Raw genomic sequence first — 23,514 nt, 5'->3', positions numbered from 1 at the left:
CGTGCGTCGAACTCCTCCATGGGCAGACGCGTGATCCGAAAGGCCACGCTGCTCTCCGTCCTCATCGCCGTGTTGCTCACCGCCATGGTCGTGACGCCGGCGAGCACGGCTGCCACCACGATCACGGCGCAGCAGGTCAGGCTGACGATCGAGTCGATCACGCCGGACGTGCCGCGCAAGCCGACCGACGTGATCAAGGTGACCGGCAAGCTGACCAACTCCGGCACGACGCCCCTCACCAACGTGCTGGTGCGGCTGCGCCCGTCCAGGCAGCAGTTCACCGGCAGGGCGGCCATGGAGGAGTACCTGGCGGGCGGCTTCGTCTCCGACTACGCCTCCAGGAGTTCCACGCTCGTCCTCCCCTCGGTGCCCGCGGGAGGCTCCACCCCGTTCGAGCTGACCACGACGCCCATGGCGCTCACCCTGTCGAGGTTCGGCGTCTACCCGCTCGGCGTCGAGGTCCTGGCGAACGGCTGGCAGCCGGCCGCCAACGTCCGCACCTTCCTGACCTACGCGCCGCCGGACGCCAAGCTGCGGAAGAACAAGATCGCGTTCGCGCTGCCGATCATCGACCAGCCGCGCCGCAGCGACAACGGCCTCTTCATCGACGAGAACCTGCGCACCTCCCTGCTGGGCGACGGCCGCCTGGCCGACCTCCTGCGCATCGCCAAGTCCCAGCCGAAGAACGTCACCTGGTTCGTCGAGCCCGCGCTGCTCGACGACGTCATGGCGATGACCGCGCCGTACAAGGTGCGTCCCAAGTCGGGGACGGAGGTCAGCAGGCCCGGCGACACCAGCGCCGCCGGATGGCTCGCCGCGATCCGTACGGCGCTCGCCGGCCAGGAGGTGGTGGCCACGCCGTACGCCGATCCCGACATCACGGCCCTGGCCCACCAGGGGCTCGACGAGGAGACCGCCAAGGCGATCAAGATCGGCGGCGACAAGGCCAGGGAGCTGCTCAAGCGCGACGTGCCGGCCACGACCGCCTGGCCCGTCGCCGGCAAGATCGACGAGGACGCGCTCGACCTGCTGACGGTCAGCGGCGTCACCACGGTGCTGCTCAACGCCGACAACCTGTCCACGCATGCGGCCCAGGACACCGCCGTGAACACCTCGGCGAACACGTCGGCGAACACGGGCGCGAACACGCTCCCCGCCGTCACGCCCGACGCCGCCACCACCATCGACAGCGTCTCCGGCCCGGTCAAGGCGCTCGTCGCCGACCCGGTGCTGAGCCGTACGCTGGAGCTCGAGAAGGGCGTGCCGGGCTCGTCCACCCTGCAGAAGCAGCGCTTCGTCGCGGAGACGGCGATGATCGCCGGCGAGCAGGGCGGCACCCTGCCCAGGTCTCTCGTCGTGGCGCCCGCGCGCCGCTGGAACCCCAACCCGGCGCACGTGACCAACCTGCTGAAGACGGCAGCGAGCCTGCCGTGGCTCACCAGCGTGCCGCTCGGCTCGATCAAGCCGACCAAGGCGTCCGCGCCGCACGCGGGGCTGACCTACACCGACACCGACCGCAAGGCCGAGCTGAGCAAGAAGTACCTCGCGTCCGTCAAGCGGGTCGCCGCCAAGGCCGCGCTCACCTCCGGCATCACCTCCGAGCGCCTGCCGTCCGTCTTCGACACGGCGGTGCTGCGGCTGACCTCTTCGGCGTGGCGCACCAAGACGGGCACGGGCTCCGCCGAGGTCAAGCGCGTCAACGAGGTGGTGGACGAGAGCATCGGAAGGGTCTTCATCACCGGTTCGGACTCGAGGACGCGCTCGCTGGCCGGTGAGGAGGGCCAGATCCCCGTCAGCGTCAAGAACGCGCGTGACGAGCCCGTCTCGCTGACCGTGCAGGTCACCTCCGACTCCCCCGACCTGCTGGAGATCGTCGGCGACGGCAAGCCGCAGCGGCTCGACATCGGCGCGAAGCAGAGCGGCACGATCCAGGTGAAGATGCGGGTCAAGGTGAGCGGCGACTCGCTGCTCACCATCAGACTGCGCACCCTGGACAACAAGGCGTACCAGAAGCCGGCCAAGCTGACGATCAAGGCGACCGGCTACACCGGCATCGCGCTGGTGATCGTCGGCGCGGCGCTGTCGGTGATGCTGGCGGCCGTGGTGATGCGCGTACTGCGGCGCAGGTCGCAGCGGCGCGCGGCGAAGTCGGCGAAGCCTAGGGAGAACGAGCACGTATGAGCCGCATGCTGCGAGCCAGCGCGATCATGGCCGCTGGCACGATGGTGTCCAGGGTCACGGGTTTCGTCCGCACGATCATCCTGTCCGCCGCGATCGGCCTCGGCCTGATGGGCGACGCCTACCAGGCCGCCTACACCATCCCCTACAGCATCCTCGACCTGCTCATCCTCGGCGTGCTGAGCAGCGTGGTCGTGCCGATGATCGTGCGGGCCCAGCAGCAGGACCCCGACGGCGGCAGGGCATACGAGCAGCGGCTGCTCACGCTGTCGACACTCGCGCTCACGGTCGTGGCGGTGCTGGCCGTGCTGATCGCCCCGCAGCTGATCGACCTGTACACCGACTGGCGGGCCGGTTCCAGGGAGTTCGAGGTCGCGGTCTCCCTGGCCAGGTTCATCCTGCCGCAGCTCGCCTTCTTCGGCGTCGGCGCCATCGCGGGCGCCATCCTGAACACCAGGGACAGGTTCGCCGCCCCCATGTGGGCGCCCGTCCTGAACAACGTGGTGGTCATCATCGTGCTGCTGGCCTACATGGGGGTCAGCGTCGGCCGCGACGACATCTCGAAGGTCACCGACAGCGACCTGGCCCTGCTCGGCCTCGGCACCACGGCGGGCATCGTGGCCCAGGCCGTCGTCCTGATCATCTCGCTCAAGCGGGCCGGGTTCTCCTTCCGCCTGCGGTTCGACGTGCGCAACGCCAGGCTCGGCGAGATGGGCAGGGCCGGCGTCTGGACGATCGGCTACGTGGTGGTCACCCAGCTCGGCCTGGTCCTCACGACCAACCTGGCCACCGCGGCCGGGGCGGCGGTCAAGGACCACGGCCTCACGCCGTACAACTTCGCGTTCCAGCTCTTCCAGCTGCCCTACGGCATCATCGGCGTCTCCGTCATCACCGCCATACTGCCGAGGATGAGCAGGTCGGCGGGCGAGGGCAGGCTCGACGAGGTGCGCGCCGAGTTCGGCTCGGGGGTACGGCTCGTCGCCTCGGTCATGGTGCCGATCTCGCTCATGCTCATGGTGCTCGGCCCCGCGGTCACCGTGCTGATCTTCGGCCACGGCGCCTCCTCTCCGGAGAACGCCATCTACATCGGCAACGTGCTGCAGGTCTTCGGTCTGGCGCTGGTGCCGTTCTCGGTCTTCCAACTGCTGCTCCGGGTGTTCTACAGCTTCGGCGACACCAGGACGCCGGTGTTCGTGGGCGCGGGCACGACGGCGGTCAACGCGGCGCTCATGCTCGTGGCCTACTTCACGCTTCCTGCGGCGTACGTCGTCATGGGGCTGGCCTTCGCCTACGCCGTGGCGTACACGATCGGCGCGACCGTGGCGTGGACGATGGCCAGCCGGCGCGTGCAGGGTCTCGGCGGCTGGTCGGTGGGCTCGGCGCTGACCAGGATGTACATCGCGGCGCTCCCGACGGCCGTGCTCGCGCTCGGGGCCGTCTGGGGGGTTCAGCAGGTTTTCGGCACCCTCGGCATGGTGAATTCACTGATCATTCTGGCCGTCGGCGGAGGCCTCGGAGGCGCCCTGTATCTGGTGGTCGCGCACAAGATGCGTATCCCGGAGGTCCACTCGATCGTTGGAATGGTCGCGGGGCGGGTAGGCCGTTAAGGAGCGCGGGAGGAACTGGCGCGGCACTACCATGGTGCCCGACACGCGGCAAAACGGAAGCAGGAGGGGCGTGGGCGGATCCACCCGGCATAGCGTGCCTGCGTGGTGTGACATCACGCAGGTGATCGAGTCATGAGCGCCTCAGCGGTAGAACCAGGCACCCGTCTGGCGGAGCGTTTCCGCCTGGAGGACCGTGTCAGCGAGTCCGAGGGCGCGACCCTCTGGAAGGCCATCGACGAGATCCTCGCTCGCCCTGTCGCGGTGCACACCTTCGACTCCGACTTTCCCCGCGTGACCGAGGTGGTGACGGCCGCCCGCGCGGCGAGCAGGCTCACCGACCCCCGGCTCACCCAGGTGTTCGACGCCGCCGAGGACGACGAGCTCGCCTACGTGGTGAGCGAGTGGGTCACCGGCGACTCGCTGTCCGACCTGCTGGCAGGCGGCCCAATGGAGCCCGAGAGGGCCGCAGCGCTGGTCGCCGAGGCGGCCGAGGCGCTGGCCCACGCGCACGAGCACGACCTTCACCATCTGTGCCTGCGCCCCGGCAACCTCGTCTGGACCACCGGCAACACGGTCAAGGTGCTCGGTGTCGGCGTCGACGCCGCACTCGCCGGGCTCACCACCGACGACCCCGCGCTCGACGACGCCGAAGGTCTCGGGCGGCTGCTCTACGCGGGCCTGACCGGCCACTGGCCTGGCGACGAGGAAGAGGGCGGCCTTCCCGCCGCCCCGATGAGCGACGGTCACTTCTGCACCCCTCGCCAGGTCACCGCCGGCGTGCCCGGCTACCTCGACACCATCACCTGCAGGGCCGTGCTGCCCGAGTCCCGCAGGGGGCAGAGCGCGCTGGCCAGTCCCGCCCAGGTGGCCGAGGCGCTCGCCGACGTCGCCAGGCCCCTGCCGATCCCGTTCACGCCGGCGCCCCCGCCGCCGCCCCCCACGCCCACCACGGCCTCCCGCTCCGAGGGGCTCGAAACCCGGCAGCACCTGTACGTGCCGTCGCCGCCGAAGCCGCCGAGCACGCTCAACAGGGCGCTGATGACGTTCGTCGTGCTCCTGGTGATCGCCGCGGTCGGCGTCGGCGCGTGGACGCTCGGCCGCAAGCTGGGCAACCCCGGCCCGCCGCCGGTCGCCGAGAGCTCGCCGCCGCCGTCGGCGACCGCGGAGCCGCAGATCGTCAAGCCGTCGAACGCCACAGGCTTCGACCCGCTCGGCGACGACCGTGCGGAGCACCCCGAGCTCGCCAAGGACGCCATCGACGGCAAGCCCGGCACCTTCTGGAAGACCACCAACTACGTCAGTGCGACGCTGGGCAACCTCAAGCCGGGCGTGGGGCTGCTGCTCGACATGGGCAAGTCCACGAAGATCGCCGACGTGATCGCGACGCTTCCCGACACCCCTGGCGCCAGTATCGAGCTGAAGGTCGGCGACTCCCCTGACCTGGACGCACTCAAGACCGTGGCCAAGCAGAAGGACGCCTCTGGCAAGGTCACGCTGACGCCCGACAAACCCGCAACCGGTCAGTACGTTTTGATCTGGTTTACGCGTCTTCCCGCGGAGGACGGGATGTTTCATGGCACCATCTATGACGTAGTGGTGTATTCCCCCGGAACGGCATAAACCTTGTGAATTCCCCACCCGAGCCACCCTCTGACGCCGAGCTGCTCACCCGGCACCTCGACGGGGATCAGCATGCGTTCAGCGAAATAGTCAAAAGGCACCGAGACCGTATGTGGGCGGTCGCCCTGCGGACGCTCGGCGACCCCGACGAGGCGGCTGACGCCGTACAGGACGCATTCGTCTCCGCCTACAGGAAGGCGCACAGCTTCCGCGGTGAGGCGGCCGTCACCACCTGGCTGCACCGCATCGTGGTCAACGCGTGCCTCGACAGGATGCGCCGCAAATCGGTCCGGCCCGTCGCCGACGACGAGCTGATCGAAGCGGCCGAACGCGACACCCCGATGCCCGACCAGACCGGCGAGCGCGAAGTCTCCATGGAGGTTTCGGCCGCCCTCAAACTCCTTCCAGCCGACCAGCGAGCCGCGCTCGTCCTCGTCGACATGATGGGCTACTCCGTCGAAGACGCAGCTCAGGTGCTGTCCGTGCCCAGCGGCACGGTGAAGAGCCGCTGCGCGCGGGGTCGCGCGAAACTTGCCCCAATTCTTTCGCATCTGCGGAACCGAACCGACCTGACTCGCGTCTCATCCGCGAAGGGAGCAGAACTTCGTGACGGGTGATACGCACTACGATCTTGAGATCTTGGCCGAGCTGGCCGAGGGTCTCTTGGACGCTGCCACAGCCGGACAGGTACGCGAGCATCTCGCGGTTTGCGACCCCTGCGGGGAGCTCCTGGCCGACCTGGCGGCGGTTCGCGAGGTGCTCGCGGCGACCCCCACCCCGGCCATGCCGATGGGTGTCGCGATGCGAATCGACCAGGCCCTTGCTCGTGAGGCTTCCGGGGGGCGCATCGGCCTCGCGGAAAGTCCCGACTGGGATGAGCTGACCCGGGAAGCGTCGCCCGAGCCGGTACGGCTCGGCGTCGTCGCCGACGACGGCAGCATCGTCCCAGCACGACAGCGGCGCTCCGCCCGACGGCGCAGATGGGCCCTGCCCGCTGTTGCCGCGGCCGCGGCGGCCGTCGTGGTCGGCACGGCGGCGGTCGGGACGAGCATCCTGGCGGGTGGCGGCGCCTCTCCGGTGGAGAAGCACGACATGGCCCTGCCGCAGCCGTCCAAGACCAGCCTCGGCTACGTCGTGACCGACACCGACTACAACTGGAGCGCGCAGGACCTGAAGCAGCCGCTGCGAGTCTTCTTCGGTCCCGCCCCGGCCTCCGAAGGCGGCGGCGTCGACACCAAGGTGACCGCCTGCGTCACCAAGGTCTCCAACCGCACCAAGCTGAAGCCTTTCATGGTCGACCAGAGCGAGTTCAACGGCCAGGAGGCCCTGATCATCGCCTCCTGGAAGGACAAGGTCGCACAACGCGTCCGGGTCGACGTGGTCGACCCGTTCAAGTGCAAGAACATCGTCAAGCCCACACTGGGTAGCTGGAACTAGCTCCAGCGGAAGGGCCCGCCACGGCGGGCCCTTCCGCTTTGTGGTTGAGCGGGAATCACAGACGCCTAGTATCTGTTGACGCCACTGGCAAACAGAGAAGGAAGGCGTGGAGCGTTGAGCGACGTCCGGAATGTCATCATCATCGGTTCGGGGCCCGCAGGGTATACCGCGGCCGTCTACTCCGCGCGCGCCGAACTCAAGCCGCTGGTGTTCGAAGGCTCCGTCACCGCGGGTGGCGCGCTCATGAACACCACCGACGTGGAGAATTTCCCAGGGTTCCCCGATGGCATCATGGGTCCCGACCTGATGGACAACCTGCGCAAGCAGGCCGAGCGCTTCGGCGCCGAACTGACGGCCGACGACGTGGTCGAAGTCGACCTGGAGGCCAACCCCAAGGTCGTCAAGACCCACACCGACACCTACTACGCCAAGTCGATCATCCTGGCGATGGGTTCCGGCTACCGCGAGCTCGGCCTGACGAACGAGAAGCGACTGTCCGGCCACGGCGTCTCCTGGTGCGCCACCTGTGACGGGTTCTTCTTCCGCAACAAGGACATCGTGGTCGTGGGCGGCGGCGACACCGCCATGGAGGAGGCCATCTTCCTCACCCGCTTCGCGCGCATGGTGACGGTCGTCCACCGCCGGGACGAGCTGCGCGCCAGCAAGATCATGCAGGAGCGCGCCTTCGCCAACGAGAAGATCCGCTTCGTCTGGGACTCCGAGGTCGTCGACGTGCTCGGCGAGGACAAGGTCACCTCGGTCAAGCTGCGCAACCTCAAGTCCGGCGAAGAGTGCGACCTGGCAGTCGACGGGCTGTTCATCGCGATCGGCCACGACCCCCGCACCGACCTGGTCAAGGGCCAGATCGACCTCGATGACGAGGGATACATCAAGGTCGCCTCGCCGACCACCGAGACCAACATCGCCGGCGTGTTCGCCGCCGGCGACGTGGTCGACCACACCTACCGGCAGGCCATCACGGCGGCGGGTACCGGATGCGCGGCGTCGCTCGACTCCGAGCGCTGGCTCGCAAGCAACGAGAACTAACGAAGGAGCAGACTGTGAAGGCAGTCACCGACGCCTCGTTCGAGGCGGACGTCCTCAAGAGCGACAAGCCCGTCCTTGTTGACTTCTGGGCCGAGTGGTGCGGGCCGTGCCGCCAGGTCGCGCCGATCCTCGAGGAGATCTCGAAGGAGTACGGGGACAAGCTCGAGATCGTCAAGCTGAACATCGACGAGAACCCGAACGTTCCGCGCGACTACGGCGTGCTCCAGATCCCGACGATGAACGTCTACAAGGGTGGAGAGGTCGTCAAGCAGATCATCGGCGCCAAGCCGAAGGCCATGCTGCTGCGCGAGCTCGACGGCATCATCTAGCCGCCTCTCTGCACCGGAGCCCCGAGGGTTACCTGACCCTCGGGGCTCCGTCGTTCTCCTGCGGCCCGGGTCGCCACGACGTGCCCCACGCCCGGAACCCCGGTCCCACGCTCCGTGGGACGGCCCGCTTCGTAGGGCGGCCCGCCTCGTGGGACGGCCCGCTTCGTAGGGCGGCGCGCTTCGTAGGGCGGCCCGCCTCGTGGGACGGCCCGCTTCGTAGGCCGGCGCGCTTCGTAGGACGGCCCGCCTCGTGGGACGGCCCGCTTCGTAAGGCCGCACGCCTCGTGGGACGGCACGCCTCGTGGGACGGCACGTGGCGGCTGCAGAGGACCGGTCCGTTCCGGTAGCGCGGGTGCCGGCCTGCCGGAGGCTCACGGCCTGGGCGACCAGCGAGGGATTACGCGCGGCCGGCTGTGGCGCTGCGTCGACCAGTGAGGCGTATGCGCGACCGTGGCGCCCGATGCCACGGTGCGGGCTGTGGACCCGAAGCCGTCGCTCGACGTTCCGCCGTAACGCACCCCAGCCCCGCTCCCACGGTGACGCGTATCCCTGGACAGGCCCCGGCCCCGCTCCCACGGTGGCGCCCTCCTTGGCCGTGCCGTAAGAGACGGCCGGGGTCAGAACGCAACAGACGACCGGGGTCGGGACGCAACAGACGACCGGGGTCAGAACGCAACAGATGGCCGGGGTCGGGACGCAACAGGTGGCCGGGGTCAGGGCGCGCGCCTCGGGCGGGGTGACGCGGGACGGTCAGGAGCGCCTCAAGGGGGCTCAGACGGGGCGGAGGGCGCGTTCCGGGCTCATGGAGCCGAGGAGCCGTTCCAGGGCCACCTCGACGTCCTCACGCCACGAGATGGCCGTCTTCAGCTCCAGCCTCAGCCGCGGATACCGCAGATGCGGCCGAACCGTCTTGAACCCCACGGACAACAGGTACTCGGCGGGCACCACGCAGCTCGGCTCCTCCCACTTCAGGTCGCCGAAGGCCTCGATCGCCCGCACCCCGCGCCGCGTCAGGTCCTTCGCCACTCCCTGGATGAGCATCCGCCCCAGCCCGCCGCCCGAGAACTCGGGGATGATGTGGGCGGTCATCAGCAGGACGGCGTCCGCGCTGACCGGCGAGGTCGGGAACGCGACCGAGCGCGGGCTGTAGAGCGGCGGGCTGTAGAGAACGAACCCTGCGGGCGCCCCGTCGACATAGACGATCTTTCCGCAGCTGCCCCACTCCAGCAGCGTCGCCGAGATCCAGGCCTCTTTCTCCAGCCCTGGGTCACCCGTCTTCACGGCCCGCTCCCCGCTGACCGGGTCGAGCTCCCAGAAGACGCACTGCCGGCACCGGCGCGGCAGATCATCCAGGTTGTCCAGAGTGATGTTGGCCAGCCGACGCGACAACTCTGCCCCAATCGTTGCTCGGCGGAAAAGCGCGCGAATACCGCGTCCCCAGCTGGCATCGTAGCTCAGTGGTGCATTCTCCAGAGGGCTCTCCCGGTCGCGGGCGGGTCATGCCTTTGACGTACTCTGGTCTCTCAGCCCCCATTTGACACCGAGGAGGTGGACCGTGACGGAAGAAGAGACGGATCACGGTCGGACGCCCGTGACCCAAGGGTCGCGCATCGATGCCTATGTCGATCGGTACGCAGCACGAGCTACCGGGATGGTCGCCTCCGAGATCCGAGCTCTTTTCGCCGTCGCGTCGAGGCCCGAGGTGGTCTCGCTCGCCGGCGGCATGCCGTACGTCACGGCCCTTCCCCTCGACGTCGTGGGCGAGCTGGTCTCCGATCTGGTCGCCCGCCGCGGGCCCGTCGCCCTCCAGTACGGCTCGGCGCAGGGCGACCCGCACCTGCGTGAGCAGATCTGCGAGGTCATGCGGCTCGAGGGCATCGAGGCCAGCCCCGACGACGTCGTGGCCACCGTCGGCTCGCAGCAGGCGCTCGACCTGATCACCCGCATCTTCATCGACCCGGGCGACGTCGTGCTCGCCGAGGGTCCTTCTTACGTCGGCGCCCTAGGGACATTTGCCGCATATCAGGCGAAAGTTGTCCATATCGCTATGGATGACCAGGGGCTTATCCCTGAATCGCTCGCGCAGACCATCTACGCGTTGCGCGCCGCGGGAAGCCGCATCAAATTCCTTTACACGATCCCGACCTTCCATAACCCCGGCGGCGTCACGCTCAACGCCGCCCGCCGCCAGCAGGTGCTCGACATCTGCCAGCGCGCCGGCATCCTGATCGTCGAGGACAACCCGTACGGCCTGCTCGGCTTCGACGGCGAACCCATGCGCACCCTCCGCGCCGACAACTCCGACGGAGTCGTGTACCTGGGCTCGTTCTCCAAGACGCTCGCCCCCGGCTTCCGCGTCGGCTGGGCCCTCGCCCCGCACGCCATCCGCGACAAGCTCGTCCTCGCCATGGAGTCCGCGGTCCTGTCCCACTCCGCGTTCACCCAACTCGCCGTCGGCCAGTACCTCGCGACGCAGCCGTGGCGGGAGCAGATCAAGTCGTTCCGCGAGCTCTACAGAGAGCGCCGCGACGCCATGCTCACGTCGCTGGAATCGCTGATGCCGCCCGGCGTCACATGGACCCGCCCGGGAGGCGGGTTCTTCGTGTGGGCGACCCTCCCCGACGGGCTCGACTCCAAGGCGATCCTGCCGCGCGCGGTCGCCGAGCGAGTGGCGTTCGTGCCCGGCACCGGGTTCTTCTCCGACGGGAGCGGAGCCAGACACATGCGCCTGTCGTTCTGCTACCCCAAGCCGAACCGGATCAGGGAAGGGGTGCGACGGCTCGCCGGAGTGATCGAACAGGAGATCCAGCTCCGCGACACGTTCGGCACCGGCACCGCCCCCGCCCCGTACGGCCTCGACACCCCAGGCCCAGACCTGGCCTGAGACTCCTGCCCTCAGTTCTCTCAGGTTCCTTTCGACACGGCCCGGGCCACGCTCTCTCAGGCTCCTTTCGACCCGGCCCGGGCCAGGCTCTCTCAGGTTGCTTCGATACGGCCTGGGCGACGCGCGAGCTGACGAACGGCCGGCACCTCACAACAGAGGTTCCGGCCGTTCCGCACTCCTCCAGAGCTGTTCCACATTCTTCCAGGAGAGCCATTCTCCCGAGAGCGGCCCGACGGCTCCGAACCGGCCGATCCCGCTGACGACTCCTCATGGAGACGCATTTTCGCCTCCCGACCACGCGATCGACGAACCCCACGCCGACCGATGGTGAATCCCCACGAGCCCGCCGCACCCACCCACCCATCCATCAGCTCCCCGCCGTCTCTCGCTTGCTCTCTCTCGCTTGCCTCAACTCCCGCTTGCTTCGTCTCGCGTTTGCTTCCCGCTGGCGCCGTCTCCCGCTTGCGCCGTCTCCCCCCTCGTTCTGTCTCCCCCTTGCGCCGCCTCTCGCTTGCTCCGTGTCTCGCTGGCGCCGACTCCCGCCTGCATCGCCTCTCACGCTCCGTGTCTCGCTGGCGCCGACTCCCGCCTGCATCGCCTCTCGTGCTCTATCTCTCGCTTGTTCACCTCTCTCTTGCGCCGCCTCCCCTTGTCTCACCTCTCCCATGCCTCCGACTCCCGTCTTCTCCCCGTCCTCCCGCCGCCCTCGCATCTCCCTCCCTGCCGTCTTCTCTCTTCGCATCCCCCTCCCTGCCGTCACCCCTGGCGCGCCCGCCAGTTCCTCCAGCGCCCATGCCGTCGTCCTATCACGCCTCTCTCCGGCTCGCCGCTTCCCTCGCTCTAACCTTCGCCTCGTGCAGCTCTGACGCCTTCTTCTGTCCCTTTCCGTCTCCTTCTGCACGCCGCCTCCCCTCGCGTCTCGCTCCGCCCCCTCCCCGAACCGCCGCCCCCTCTCGCTCCTCGCTCCGCTCCCCCAAAGATCTCCCGCTCTTCCTCTCGGTCCAGGTGCTCATGCCCCCTCCTCGCCTCGGTCCGGGTGCTCATGGCCCTCTCTTCGCCTCGATCCAAGTGCTCATGGCCCTCTCCTCGCCGGATGCGATGGCACTCTTCGCCCGGTTACTCGCCAGGCGACTCTTGCCCGGTGAGCGGCCAAGGGCGGTATCCGTGTTTTCGTTCGCCGTTGCGGCGGCCGGCCACGTGCGCACGAGGAGCGTCCCTTGGACGGACGGTCACCGGTGACCGCGGAGGCGCTTGGGACGGCGTGCCGTACGGGATGGTGGACCTCCGCAGGTACGTGCCGTACGGGATGGTGGACCTCCGCAGGGACGTGCCGTACGGGATGGTGGACCTTCGCCTACCCGGGCAGGGAAAGTGGGAGGCGAACTGGGTCGGTGATGGGCAGGTCGGGCGGGTACGGTGGAACATCGTGCGACGCCGGCGATCTGCGGAGGGGTTTTGATGAGCGACCTGAGTCACGTGCTCGTGCTTGCCGGCGGACTGTCCTACGAGCGGGAGGTCTCCCTGCGCTCCGGGCGGCGGGTGAGCGAGGTCCTGCGGGCGACGGGCATCGACGTCGAGACCCGCGACACCGACGCCTCGCTGGTTCCGGCGGTGCTGGCTGACCGTCCCGACGCGGTGTTCGTCACGCTGCACGGCGGCGCGGGCGAGGACGGCGCGATCCGTTCGGTGCTCGAGCTCCTTGGTGTCCCCTACGTCGGCGCGGACCCCGACGCCTGCAGGGTCGCCTTCGACAAGCCGACGGCGAAGGCGGTCGTCCGTTCGGTGGGGCTGCGAACGCCCGACTCGGTGACGCTTCCTAAGGAGACGTTCCACGATCTCGGGGCCTCGGCCGTCCTGACACGCATCGTCGACCACCTCGGCCTTCCCTTGTTCGTCAAGCCTGCACGTGGCGGCTCGGCGTTGGGCGCCTCGTTCGTGCGGACGGCCGAGGAACTCCCCGCCGCGATGGTCGGCTGCTTCGCGTACGGCGACACGGCACTGATCGAACGCTACGTCGACGGTGTCGAAGTGTCGGTGTCCGTGGTCGACCTCGGTGAAGGACCCGTGGCGCTGCCGCCGGTCGAGATCGTCCCGGACGAAGGCGTGTACGACTACGCCGCCCGCTACACCGCCGGACACACCGAGTTCTTCGCTCCCGCCCGCCTCTCCCCCAAGGCGTCGGCCGCCTGCGCCGAGATGGCGGTCACCGCGCATACGGCGCTGGGCCTGCGCGACGTCTCGCGTACGGACCTCATCGTCGACGCCGACGGGCTCCCCCACTTCCTCGAAGTGAACGTCGCCCCCGGCATGACGGAGACATCGCTCCTTCCGATGGCCGTGGAGGCCGCGGGACAGGACCTCGGCGTCCTCTGCCGCACCCTCCTCGAACGCGCCGCCCACCGCTCCGCCATCCCCAACCCCTCAACCCCCCGACCCTGACCCTTCACCCACCTATTTCTGGTCACCCGCCATGTGGTCGCCGGCCCTCCCGGCATTGTGGTCACCGGCTCACTTCGCGCCACCGCTGCCCTCACCGCTTCGTCCTCACCCCGCCCCGCGAGGCGACATCCCGCCACGTTCTGTCGGACACGACGAAAATGGCGGGCTTCTACGGAGGAAGGAAGTCAGTGCGGCCGGTGCCTGGGGCAGGGCTCGATTCATCACAGCGACACCGGCTCATTAGCCTGGCGATGTGCTCAACGACTCCCTGTATCCCAAGAGCTTCGCCAGCGACAACCATGCGGGCGTGCACCCGGCGATCCTCGAAGCCATCTCCGCGGCCAACGAAGGCGGCGCCCCCGCGTACGGCGGCGACACGGCGACCGCTGTCTTCGAGCGTCAGGTCAAGGACGAGTTCGGTGACGCCGCCGAAGGGTTCGCCGTGCTCAACGGGGCCGGTGCCAACATGGTCGGGCTGGCGCTCATGCTCGGCCGGTACGACGGCATCGTCTGCGCCGACTCCGCCCACATCGCCACGCATGAAGCGGGCGCCGCGGAACGGCTGCTCGGCGTCAAGCTGATCACCGTGCCGACCGCCGAAGGGAAGCTCACCCCGGGAGACATCACCGCGCGGCTGGGCGGGCTCGGCAACCCGCACGAGTCGCAGCCGAAGGTCGTCTCCATCTCGCAGGTGACTGAGCTCGGCACCTGCTACTCCCCCGACGAGATCGCCGCCCTCGCCGAGACCGCGCACGCAGCCGGGCTCTACCTCCACGTGGACGGCGCCCGCCTGGCCAACGCGGCGGCGCACCTCGATCGCCCTCTCCGAGCCATCACCACGGACGCGGGCGTCGACGTGTTCAGCCTCGGCGGCACGAAGAACGGCGCGCTCGCCGCCGAGGCCGTCGTGGTGTTGGAGCCGTCGTTGAGCCGCGGGGTGCCGTTCCTCAGGCGACAGTCGCTTCAGCTGGCTTCGAAGATGCGCTTCGTTTCAGCTCAACTTTCGGCGCTACTCACGAACGGCCTCTGGCGTGCGAACGCAGCCCACGCCAACGCGATGGCCACTCGGCTGGCGGAGGGCGTGGCGGGGCTGCCCGGCGTCTCACTCGCTTACCCGGTCGAGTCGAACGCGGTCTTCGCGGTCCTGCCTGAGAAGGTGACCAAGGCGCTGCAGGAGCGGTACCTGTTCCACGGCTGGGACGAGCAGACGGGCGTCGTCCGATGGATGACCGCTTTCGACACCACGCCCGAGCAGGTCGACGATTTCATCCACGACATCAAGAGCGCCCTGACCGCCTAGCCACTCCCTTCTTCCTGGCTCACAGCTGCGATCAGTCGATACGGAACACACTGAGCGCCGAACCGGGTGGGCCGACTCGGGTGTTGGCGCCGACCCGCCCACTCACCCGCAGCCCGAGCGTTTCACGTGAAACCGGCAGCACCTCCGTGCACTGGCGCGCCGATTGCTGGTTTCACGTGAAACGATGCTCCCGTTCACCTGCCCTCCCCTGGCCGAGCCGTTTCACGTGAAACAGCGTCCGGCCGAAGGGAGCGCGCGACCACAGCGTGGAGAAGGCCGCACCGCACTCTGGCCGCTGGCCCACGTTCCACGGTCCGCTCCGGCATCTGACGTCTGTCGGTCTCGCACCTCGCGTCCCACACCTCGCCTCTCGCGCCTCACGCCTCCACCTCTCGCGTCTCGCAGGTGCCAGATCTTCCCTCTCACATCGTCCGCACCACGCTCCCGCGCTCCCTCCATCCCCACGCCTCGCGCCCCGCGCCCCACGCCCCGCGTCTCGCGTCTCGCGTCTCGCGTCTCGCGTCTCGCGTCCCACTTCCGGCGCCTGGCGCCTGGCGCCTGGCGCCTGGCGCCTGGCGGCTGGCGTCTGGCGTCTGGCGGTGCGAGCCTGTGGTCCAGCGCCCCGGGCTCCGGGGTCCGAGGTAGGGTCCCGGCGGTCTGGTGTCTTGCGTCTCACCCACCCCACGCTCCACACCACGAGTCTCGTGCGCCCGCGTCTCGCGTCTCGCGTCTCGCGTCTCGCGTCTCGCTTCTGGCATCTGGCATCTGGCATCTGGCATCTGGTGGTGAGCCTGCGGTCCAGCGTCCTGGGGTTCAGGGTCCGAGGGCCCGGTGTCTCGCGTCTGGCGGTGCGAGATTGGCGTCTGAGTGTGCGGTCTTACAGTCGGAGGGGCGGCCGGCTCGAGGGCTGGCGGTGTCGAGGCGGGCCGCGTGCACGCTGACGCCTTCACGTGGGCCCGGCGCATGCGCCCGTAGTTGGCCGGCGCCTGTGCAGTGCTGCTGACCACCGCGCTCAACCCTAAAGCCGCGCTGTTCTTCGTGGCGCTGGTGCCCCAGTTCGGCGGCCAAGGGCGGCTCGCTCCTGCTCGATGTGTCCGACCCCGGCAGGCGGAGCGCGTGGGCGGCCTTCAGCGAAGGGTGCAACAACATGGAGCCGCCCGGTTGACCGGCGCCGGATGCGGCAACAGCGCGGTGCCGGCGCCAGGCGTCCGAGGCCGGCGGCCAAGACGATCGACCGATGCTGAGAGTGCATCCACAGCACGGATGGAGCTGGATGGCGTTTCACGTGAAACAGGCGACCGAGGCAGCGATGGAGAGGCCAGCCGTGAGGGTTGCCCCCGAGGGGGATCTACCACGGGCGAACAAACCAATCTCCGGCGGCGGACTACAGGGCTATAGGACTGCAGGGGCGCGAGAACACGGTAGCCGGGCATCTCGGAGGATGCCCAGCGACATGAGTGGACGCAAACGACGAGAGGGTCTCGGCGATGACTCTGTTCGAGCGGCTGGCTGTCGGGCTGGATTGGCGTTTCACGTGAAACCGCCGCCCGGGTTGAGGCAGCCGCGCAATGCCTCATGCTGCAGGGAGGGTTGGGTCGAGAGGTCAGACCGTTACCGTCAGACCGGAGAACCGATTCCGGCAGACCGGAGCTAGGGTAGGCCATTTCGGTAGGCCGTGGAGAAGCTCAGGCCGACTCGGGCGGGCCGAGAAGCTCAGGCTAACTCCGGCGGGCCGTGGAGAAGGTCGGGCCGACTCCGGCGGGCCGTGGAGAAGCGCAGGCTTACTCCGGCGGGACGGAGAGGCAGCCCCGCTTTCGCCGGACTGAATGATGTCGGGACCGCGTCGGCGGATCGCGGAGAGACCGGCAGTTCCTGGGCGGTGTTTCACGTGAAACGGGAGGCCCGATCTACGGACCTCCCGTTGTTTCACGTGAAACGAGTGAAGCTAGGCTTCCGCGTCTCCCTCTCGCATGGCGTGGGCCGCCTCGGGGGCCATCGCGCTGATGATGCGTTCGAGGTCGTCGATCGTGGCGAACTCCACGATGATCCGGCCTTTCCTTCTCCCTTGGTCGACCTTGACCTTGGTCTCGAAGTGATCGGACAGCCGGTCCGCCAGCCGGACGAGGCCGGGCATCGAGGGTCGCTTGGCCGTACGCGCACGAGGTTCGGAGCCGGCGGCCTTCGCGCCACCAGTGGCCACGATCTCCTCCACCGTTCGGACGGAGAGTCCTTCGGCGACGATGCGCTTGGCGAGGTACTCCATGGCTCGCGGGTCGTCCAGGGTGAGGAGGGCGCGGGCGTGTCCGGCGCTGATGAGTCCGGCGGCGACCCGCACCTGGACGTCGGGCGGGAGGTTGAGCAGGCGAAGGGTGTTCGAGATGTGCGGGCGGGAACGGCCGACGCGCTGGGCGAGTTGCTCGTGGGTGGCGCCGAAGTCGTCGAGGAGTTGCTGGTAGGCGGCCGCCTCCTCCAGAGGGTTGAGCTGCTCACGCTGGAGGTTCTCGATCAGGGCGTCACGGAGGAGATCGTCGTCCTGGGTGTTCCTGACGATGGCGGGGACGGGGTCGAGGCCGGCGAGGTGGCAGGCACGCCATCTGCGCTCCCCCATGATGAGCTCGTAGGCGCCACCTCCTACGGACCGGACGACGATCGGCTGGAGGAGGCCGACCTCCTTGATCGACGCAGCGAGCTCGTCCAGGCGCTCCTCGTCGAAGACATCTCGTGGCTGGCGGGGGTTCGGGGTGATCGCGCTGAGAGCGATCTCCTTGAAGTACGCCCCGGCGACCGGCTGTAGAGCCGATTCTGGTGGTGAACCCGCGGCCGGTGGTGACACCGCCCCAGTGCCGTCAACGATCGGGCCGGTCGGGATGAGCGCCCCGAGTCCCTTGCCCAGTCCCCGCCGCTGCTGACTCACTGCGTCTCCTCATCCACCCGGCCGCTCCCTGTCACTTCTGGAGAGGTTACCGTCGTGAGCGCATCGGGGTGCCCGCTCGCCACACGCAGATCGGTCGGGTTTGCCACATCCCGCCCGAACCGGAACCCGAAAGCCATCCAGGTGTGGCGTCGGTGAAGAGTTGGCCGGGCTGCGGGCGCGATTGGGGCGATCAGGCGCAAGGGGGCCATCGTCCCGTCTTTGCATGAGTCGGGCGAGCTGGGAGGGCGGCCCAGGCAGGACAGGGACTGGCGGGCACGCGGACGGTAAATGGTGGACGCGGCGCACGCAGGATAAGTGGCGGGGCGCGCAGGGGGCAAATGGTGGACGCGGCGGGGCACGCACGCGGTAGATGGTCGACGCGGCGGGGCACGCAGGCGGTAGATGGTCGACGCGGCGGGGCAGTGGGCACGCGAGGGATCGACGATGGCCGCGTGACTGTGATCCGCGTCACTGTCAGGCGACGCCTCCCAGCACCAGGGCGGCGATCACCGGGCCCATGTACAGCAGGGGGAAGACGACGGTCGAATACGAGCGCGCCCGGAGCACGGTGACGACGGCTCCGGCGAAGTACAGCACCAGGCCGATCCCGGCCAGGACGCCGACGACCGGCACGAACAGGCCGACCAGCAGGCCCACGGACCCTGCGGCCTTGGCTGCGCCCAGCCAGGCCCACCATGAGCGGGGGACGCCGTAGTCCATCAGCGGCTTCACGACCCACTCGGCGCGGCGGAGGAGGGAGAAGGCAGAGAAGCCCACCCAGAGGGCGGCCAGGACGGTGACGACTGTGGCGGTGGTGAACATGAGGACAACTCCCTAGCTGGACTTTCTTTGTGACACCCATCCTGCTGGCCATGGTTGATAGCTCCGCTATGTGTTCACGATGTGCGGCTTCGCGACCGACATATGACCACAGCTGGGGATCATTTCGCTCGAAGACTTCGGCTCGCCTGGTTCCCAGGCTTGTGCCTGGAGCGAGGCACGATCGGTCGCGGCCATACATGAATCAACTAACGAAGATATGTTCGAATATTGGGTCAAGGCCGCAGCAGGTTGCTTGTAGGCATTCGAGGGCTGGTGCGGTGCTCAGTACCTGATGTGGCACGTGGTGTGGAGTGCGAGGCGAAGGGCGCAGGGCGGCACGGCAGGACTCGGCGTGGGCACGACATCAGCGATGCAGGGCACTGCCAAGACTCCGCGACTCGGCAGATGGGCGCAGTTGAGAGGTCACGGTGAGCGGATGCGGGACACGCGGCGCAAGAGAGGGCGAGTGTCACGAGCGGGTGGACGCGTGAGGCGTACGAGCGAGCAAATGCGAGATGGGCGGGCACGAATGCGAGATGGGCGGGCGTGTGAGGCGCACGAGGCGAGCGGGCGCTAGATGAGCGGGGGCATGGGGCGCATGAGGCGAGCGGGCGCTAGATGAGCGGGTGAGGAATCGCAGGCGCGAGGGCAGGGCGCGAGCGTGGAGGTGCGGTCGTCCCAAGGGTGGCGTCTGCGTGTGTGGGCCAGCGGGTGTGGAGAGGGAGGCCGGCGCTCAAGGGCACGCTGTACCGCAGGCCTCGCCGGCTTGGCGGGCGCGGAGGCCGTCGAACGATCAGGAGGTGGTCGCGAGCGAGGAGAGCCCTGACGGTGAAGGACTCCCCCGTCGGCTTGCCACGTCAGACGGTTACCGCACGGAAGGCGATCTCCCGCGCCGCGTCCATGTAGGCCATCGCCCCGCTCGAGCCCGGGTCGTACGTCATCACGGACTGCCCGTAGCTGGGCGCCTCCGACAGCCGTACACTCCGCGGGATCACCGTGTTCAGCACCGTCTCCCCGAAGTGCGCCCGGACCTCCTCAGCCACCTGGGATGCCAGCCGCGTCCGCCCGTCGTACATCGTGAGGACGATCGTCGACAGGTTCAGCGTCGGGTTCAGGTGCGCCTTGATCAGGTCGACGTTCCTGAGCAGCTGCCCCAGTCCTTCGAGCGCGTAGTACTCACACTGGATCGGAATCAGCACCTCGTCCGCGGCGACGAGCGCGTTGACCGTCAGCAGTCCCAGCGAGGGCGGGCAGTCGATGATGATGTAGTCGAGCTCCACCGCGTCAAAGGCCATCAGCGCCCGCCGTAGTCGCGCCTCACGGGCCACCAGCGAGACCAGCTCGATCTCCGCCCCCGCCAGGTCGATGGTCGCTGGAGCGCAGTACAGGCCCGGCATGTCGGGGACCTCTTTGACGATGTCCGCCATCGGAAGGTCATCGACGAGCACCTGGTACACATCGGGAACATCACCGCGGTGCTCGGTGGCAAGGGCGGTGGACGCGTTGCCCTGGGGGTCGAGGTCGACGACGAGGACGCGTTCGCCGTTCATCGACAGGGCGGCAGCGAGGTTCACCGACGTCGTGGTCTTGCCGACACCGCCCTTCTGGTTGGCAACGGCGATGACGCGACACTTGGACGGGCGCGGCCAGGAGCCGTCGCCTGACGTGGGGGCGTCCGCCGTCTGGGTCGCAGATGTTTCACGTGAAACCACGGAGCTGAGTGCCTCTCGTACCAGCGGCGAATCGCCGGGGTTAAGGGGGGTCTGGGTCACGATGGCCATCCTTTCAACCAGCGGCCGGGTGCTGCCCGTCATCCGGTGCCGCGACACGCCCAATTCCGGCCAGCCGACACCCGCTGGGCTCTCGGGACCGGGTTCACCCGGCCAACCGAGTCCACTGGACGTGCCCGGCACAACCGTCACCTCTTTCGTCGGCGCCGACCTGGCTCTGGCGCGCGACCCGCGACCACGCGGACCAAAGTTGCAGGCGGCTCGACCTTACCGTGCCCGACCGAGATCAGCTCTGCCGTCTGTGCCCCGCTGGCACGCAATTGGGCTTCGGCCTCGGCGAGCTCCTCCGCGGCGCGCTCGCCCTTCATCGCGATCAGCTCGCCGCCCTCGCGCAGAAGCGGCATCGACCACTTGAGCAGCCGCTCGAGCGGCGCCACCGCGCGGGCGCTCGCGACGTCGAACACACGCTTGCCCGCCAGTTCCTCGGCGCGTCCGCGCAGCACCTCGACATTGTCGAGTTTGAGTGCCGCGACGCACTCCTCGAGGAAGACGGTACGGCGGAGCAGCGGCTCCAGGAGCGTGACGGTGAGGTCCTGCCGGACGATCGCCAGGACCAGGCCGGGCAGCCCGGCGCCCGAGCCGATGTCGATCAGGCGGACGTTCTCGGGGACGGCCTCGGCGACCACCGCGCAGTTGAGCAGGTGACGGTCCCAGATCCTGGGCACCTCGCGCGGGCCGAGCAGCCCGCGCACGACTCCTGGACCGGCGAGCAGCTCCGCGAACTGCCGCGCCCTGTCCCAGGCGTCGCCGGCGAACACCTCGCGCGCTATCTGCGGTGGAGCCGTCAGCTCGTCGCTCACTGATCCGGTGGCCTTTCCTGAATGTGCGTGTTCTTGGTGGTACGGCGGATGGCCGACATGGACGAAGACTAGCCGTCCCGGCGGTTTCTCCGGCCTAGGCGCGGAAGGCGTGATCTCAAACGAAAGGCCGCCAGCCCCGAAGGAGCCGACGGCCTGGCGTTCGTGCCTGCCGTACCCGAGGAGGGTCAGGCGGGCAGAACCACGACGAAACGGTTGGGCTCCTCGCCCTCGGACTCGCTGCGGAGTCCGGCGGCCGCCACCGCGTCGTGCACGATCTTGCGCTCGAAGGGCGTCATCGGGTGGAGCGACTTCGGCTCGCCGTTGCGCTTGACGGTCTCGGCGACCTCGGTGCCGAGCTTGCTCAGCTCGGCCCTGCGCTTCTCCCTGTAGCCGGCCACGTCCAGCATGAGCCGCGACCGCTCCCCCGTCTGCCGGTGGACGGCCAGCCTGGTGAGTTCCTGCAGCGCTTCGAGGATCTCACCGCCGGGACCGACGAGGTCGGTGCCCTTCACGCCGACGACGGAGACCATCGCGCGGTCGCCTTCGACGTCCATGTCGATGTCGCCGTCGATGTCGGCGATGTCGAGCAGACCTTCGACGTAGTCGGCCGCGATCTCGCCTTCCTGCTCAAGCGCCGCAAGATCCGGAGCCTTCTCCTGCTCGGCCTCGGTCACGTCGGCCTCTCTTTCGTGCTCGTGGGTAAGGATCAAGACTTCTTGCTGCCCGTGCGCTTGCTGCGGGTCTGCTTGGTCGGCTGCCGTCGAATGATCTTAGGCTCCGGCGGCGCGGGCGGGGCCTCTTCCTCGGCGACGGCCGAGCTCTTGCGCACCTTGGACAGCAGTCCAGGCTTGGGCGTGACGGGGATCACGTTGCCCTTGGCGTCGTACTCGGGCATGGGGTGCCGGGCGTAGAACCAGTGCTGCTGGCCGAGGGTCCACAGGTTGGTGGTGACCCAGTAGAAGATCAGGCCCAGCGGGAAGTTGAGGCTGAAGAAGGCGAACAGCGGCGAGATGTACATCAGGATCTTCTGCTGCGACGCCATGGGGTTGTCGGGCATCTGCTGCATGGAGCGGGTGACGCTCTGCCTGACGGTGAGGAACGTGGTGAGGGAGCTGATCGCCACGAAGATCGCCAGCACGATCTTGGTCTGGACCACGCCGGCGCCGAAGGACTCGATCTGGGCGGAGCCCATCCAGAAGTTGGCGGGCAGCGGCGCGCCGAAGATGTGCGCGGCGCGGGCGCTGTCGACGAACGCCTGGGTCATCCCGAACTTGATCTCGCCGAGCGCCATGGCGTTCAGCACGGTGAACATCGAGATGAAGATGGGGAACTGCGCGACGACGGGCAGGCAGCCGCCGAGGGGGTTGGCCCCCTGGCCGCGGTAGAGGTTCATGACCTCTTCGTTCATGCGCTGCTTGTCGTTCTTGTAGCGCTTGCGGATCTCCTGCACCTTCGGTGCGAGTTCCTGCATCTTCCGCGAGGAACGCATCTGCTTCAAGAAGAGCGGGAAGATCAGCAGTCGCATGAGGACTGTGATAGTGATGAGGGTCAGCGCCCAGGTCAGCCCGCTGTCCGGGTCGAGCACGGTGCTGTAGGCCTGGTGAATCCAGGTGAGGACTTGGGCGATGGCTGTGTAGAGCCAGTTAAGCCAGGACAGCTCCACCGAGCTAGCTCCCTTGCGTTTCGTCGGACGGAACCGGGCGTGGGGGCACCGGGTCAAAACCTCCGGGATGGAATGGGTGGCAACGCCCGATACGCCGGACAGTCAGCCATATGCCGCGCAAAGCACCATGTACGGCTATCGCCTCAAGCCCATAAGCACTGCATGAGGGGTAGAAACGGCAACGCGGACCCAGTACCGGGCTGATGAATGCCCGATAGAACCGGATCGGGGCGATGAGAATCCGAGCCGGAAGGCTCGGCGCCCCTTGCGTCTGCTCCGTCATCGTTCTTGTTCTCGCCTCGACAAACGATCCAGCGCGGCATCGAGTTCGGCGGCAAGGCGCTCGTGTCGCGCGGACGCGGCAGGTGGATTAGCGCGTACCACAAGCAGGCTACCTCGCGGGAGCCGTGCTACACGGTCCCGCATCAGGTGTCGAAGCCGCCGCTTGACCTTGTTGCGCACGACAGCGCCGCCCACGGCCTTGCTGACCACGAAGCCGACCCGCGGTGGCCCGTCCTCCGCGACCTTCAGATGCAGGACGAGGGTGGGACGGCCGGCACGGGCCCCTCGCTTGACCGCGGCCGAGAAATCCTCACCCCGCCGCATACGGGACTCTCGCGACAACACGTCAGACGCCTATCGCCCGCCGACGAGTAGCGCCGGCGGGCGACCAAGCATGGGACA

General features: G+C 68.4%; 19 protein-coding genes. 10 read left to right on the top strand and 9 right to left on the bottom strand.

What is annotated here, in order from left to right; genetic code table 11:
• The first annotated feature begins 30 nt into the window (after positions 1-30).
• From ACFSKW_RS15030 to trxA, 7 genes are all read left to right on the top strand, one after another.
• Positions 31-2,181: a DUF6049 family protein gene (locus ACFSKW_RS15030; RefSeq protein ID WP_379572836.1), complete on the top strand. Its 2,151-nt coding sequence runs from the start codon at positions 31-33 to the stop codon at positions 2,179-2,181.
• Positions 2,178-3,785 carry a murein biosynthesis integral membrane protein MurJ gene (murJ, locus tag ACFSKW_RS15025; protein ID WP_379572835.1) on the top strand — a complete coding sequence of 536 codons (1,608 nt, stop codon included), beginning with the start codon at positions 2,178-2,180 and terminating at the stop codon, positions 3,783-3,785. The genes ACFSKW_RS15030 and murJ overlap by 4 nt, the downstream gene beginning before the upstream one ends.
• Positions 3,786-3,917: 132 nt before the next feature.
• The gene (locus ACFSKW_RS15020; RefSeq protein ID WP_379572834.1) at positions 3,918-5,405 is read left to right on the top strand and encodes a protein kinase family protein; all 1,488 of its coding nucleotides are present in this window, start codon (positions 3,918-3,920) and stop codon (positions 5,403-5,405) included.
• Positions 5,406-5,410: 5 nt separating this feature from the next.
• Positions 5,411-6,022: an RNA polymerase sigma factor SigM gene (gene sigM, locus ACFSKW_RS15015; RefSeq protein WP_354919254.1), complete on the top strand. Its 612-nt coding sequence runs from the start codon at positions 5,411-5,413 to the stop codon at positions 6,020-6,022.
• Positions 6,012-6,842 carry an anti-sigma factor family protein gene (locus ACFSKW_RS15010; RefSeq protein WP_379572833.1) on the top strand — a complete coding sequence of 277 codons (831 nt, stop codon included), beginning with the start codon at positions 6,012-6,014 and terminating at the stop codon, positions 6,840-6,842. The genes sigM and ACFSKW_RS15010 overlap by 11 nt, the downstream gene beginning before the upstream one ends.
• Positions 6,843-6,956: 114 nt before the next feature.
• Positions 6,957-7,889, top strand: a complete 933-nt coding sequence (gene trxB / locus ACFSKW_RS15005; RefSeq protein ID WP_379572832.1) for a thioredoxin-disulfide reductase — start codon at positions 6,957-6,959, stop codon at positions 7,887-7,889.
• 14 nt (positions 7,890-7,903) lie between these two features.
• Positions 7,904-8,218, top strand: coding sequence for a thioredoxin (trxA, locus tag ACFSKW_RS15000; protein ID WP_358132853.1), 315 nt, complete (start codon positions 7,904-7,906; stop codon positions 8,216-8,218).
• Positions 8,219-8,989: 771 nt separating this feature from the next.
• On the opposite strand, the gene ACFSKW_RS14995 is transcribed toward trxA, so the two are convergent.
• Positions 8,990-9,607 (bottom strand): GNAT family N-acetyltransferase, encoded by a 618-nt coding sequence (locus ACFSKW_RS14995; protein WP_379572831.1) that lies wholly within the window; start codon positions 9,605-9,607, stop codon positions 8,990-8,992.
• A 262-nt stretch (positions 9,608-9,869) separates the two neighbouring features.
• On the opposite strand from ACFSKW_RS14995, the gene ACFSKW_RS14990 reads away from it, so the two are divergent.
• From ACFSKW_RS14990 to ACFSKW_RS14980, 3 genes are all read left to right on the top strand, one after another.
• A complete protein-coding gene (locus ACFSKW_RS14990; RefSeq protein ID WP_379572830.1) occupies positions 9,870-11,102 on the top strand; it encodes an aminotransferase-like domain-containing protein in 1,233 nt (410 codons plus the stop codon).
• 1,458 nt (positions 11,103-12,560) lie between these two features.
• Positions 12,561-13,541: a D-alanine--D-alanine ligase family protein gene (locus tag ACFSKW_RS14985; RefSeq protein ID WP_379572829.1), complete on the top strand. Its 981-nt coding sequence runs from the start codon at positions 12,561-12,563 to the stop codon at positions 13,539-13,541.
• A gap of 253 nt (positions 13,542-13,794) precedes the next feature.
• Positions 13,795-14,841, top strand: a complete 1,047-nt coding sequence (locus ACFSKW_RS14980; protein ID WP_379572828.1) for a threonine aldolase family protein — start codon at positions 13,795-13,797, stop codon at positions 14,839-14,841.
• Positions 14,842-16,786: 1,945 nt separating this feature from the next.
• Here the strand turns inward: ACFSKW_RS14980 and ACFSKW_RS14975 are convergent.
• The 8 genes from ACFSKW_RS14975 to rnpA all read right to left on the bottom strand — a co-directional run bounded on the left by ACFSKW_RS14975 (position 16,787) and on the right by rnpA (position 23,457).
• Entirely contained in the window at positions 16,787-17,755 is a 969-nt protein-coding gene (locus ACFSKW_RS14975) for a ParB/RepB/Spo0J family partition protein (protein WP_379572827.1), read from the bottom strand.
• Between the two features lie 474 nt (positions 17,756-18,229).
• Complete coding sequence (locus ACFSKW_RS14970) at positions 18,230-18,577, bottom strand: DoxX family protein (protein ID WP_379572826.1); 348 nt, start codon at positions 18,575-18,577, stop codon at positions 18,230-18,232.
• 857 nt (positions 18,578-19,434) lie between these two features.
• Positions 19,435-20,358 (bottom strand): ParA family protein, encoded by a 924-nt coding sequence (locus ACFSKW_RS14965; protein ID WP_379572825.1) that lies wholly within the window; start codon positions 20,356-20,358, stop codon positions 19,435-19,437.
• A 137-nt stretch (positions 20,359-20,495) separates the two neighbouring features.
• Positions 20,496-21,167: a 16S rRNA (guanine(527)-N(7))-methyltransferase RsmG gene (gene rsmG, locus ACFSKW_RS14960; RefSeq protein ID WP_379572824.1), complete on the bottom strand. Its 672-nt coding sequence runs from the start codon at positions 21,165-21,167 to the stop codon at positions 20,496-20,498.
• Between the two features lie 185 nt (positions 21,168-21,352).
• Positions 21,353-21,841, bottom strand: coding sequence for a Jag family protein (locus tag ACFSKW_RS14955; protein WP_379573039.1), 489 nt, complete (start codon positions 21,839-21,841; stop codon positions 21,353-21,355).
• Positions 21,842-21,873: 32 nt separating this feature from the next.
• Positions 21,874-22,830 carry a membrane protein insertase YidC gene (yidC, locus tag ACFSKW_RS14950; protein WP_379572823.1) on the bottom strand — a complete coding sequence of 319 codons (957 nt, stop codon included), beginning with the start codon at positions 22,828-22,830 and terminating at the stop codon, positions 21,874-21,876.
• A 4-nt stretch (positions 22,831-22,834) separates the two neighbouring features.
• Positions 22,835-23,113, bottom strand: a complete 279-nt coding sequence (gene yidD, locus ACFSKW_RS14945) for a membrane protein insertion efficiency factor YidD (protein ID WP_379572822.1) — start codon at positions 23,111-23,113, stop codon at positions 22,835-22,837.
• On the bottom strand, positions 23,110-23,457 hold the full coding sequence (gene rnpA, locus ACFSKW_RS14940) for a ribonuclease P protein component (protein WP_379572821.1): 348 nt from the start codon (positions 23,455-23,457) through the stop codon (positions 23,110-23,112). Before rnpA ends, yidD begins: the two co-directional genes overlap by 4 nt.
• Positions 23,458-23,514 lie beyond the last annotated feature (57 nt).

Origin of the sequence: Nonomuraea mangrovi (genome assembly GCF_042681425.1) — a bacterium.
In the GTDB taxonomy this organism is placed as follows: Bacteria; Actinomycetota; Actinomycetes; order Streptosporangiales; family Streptosporangiaceae; genus Nonomuraea; species Nonomuraea mangrovi.
The sequence above is the reverse complement of the archived record's forward strand: the minus strand, read 5'-3'. Positions and strand labels throughout refer to the sequence as shown.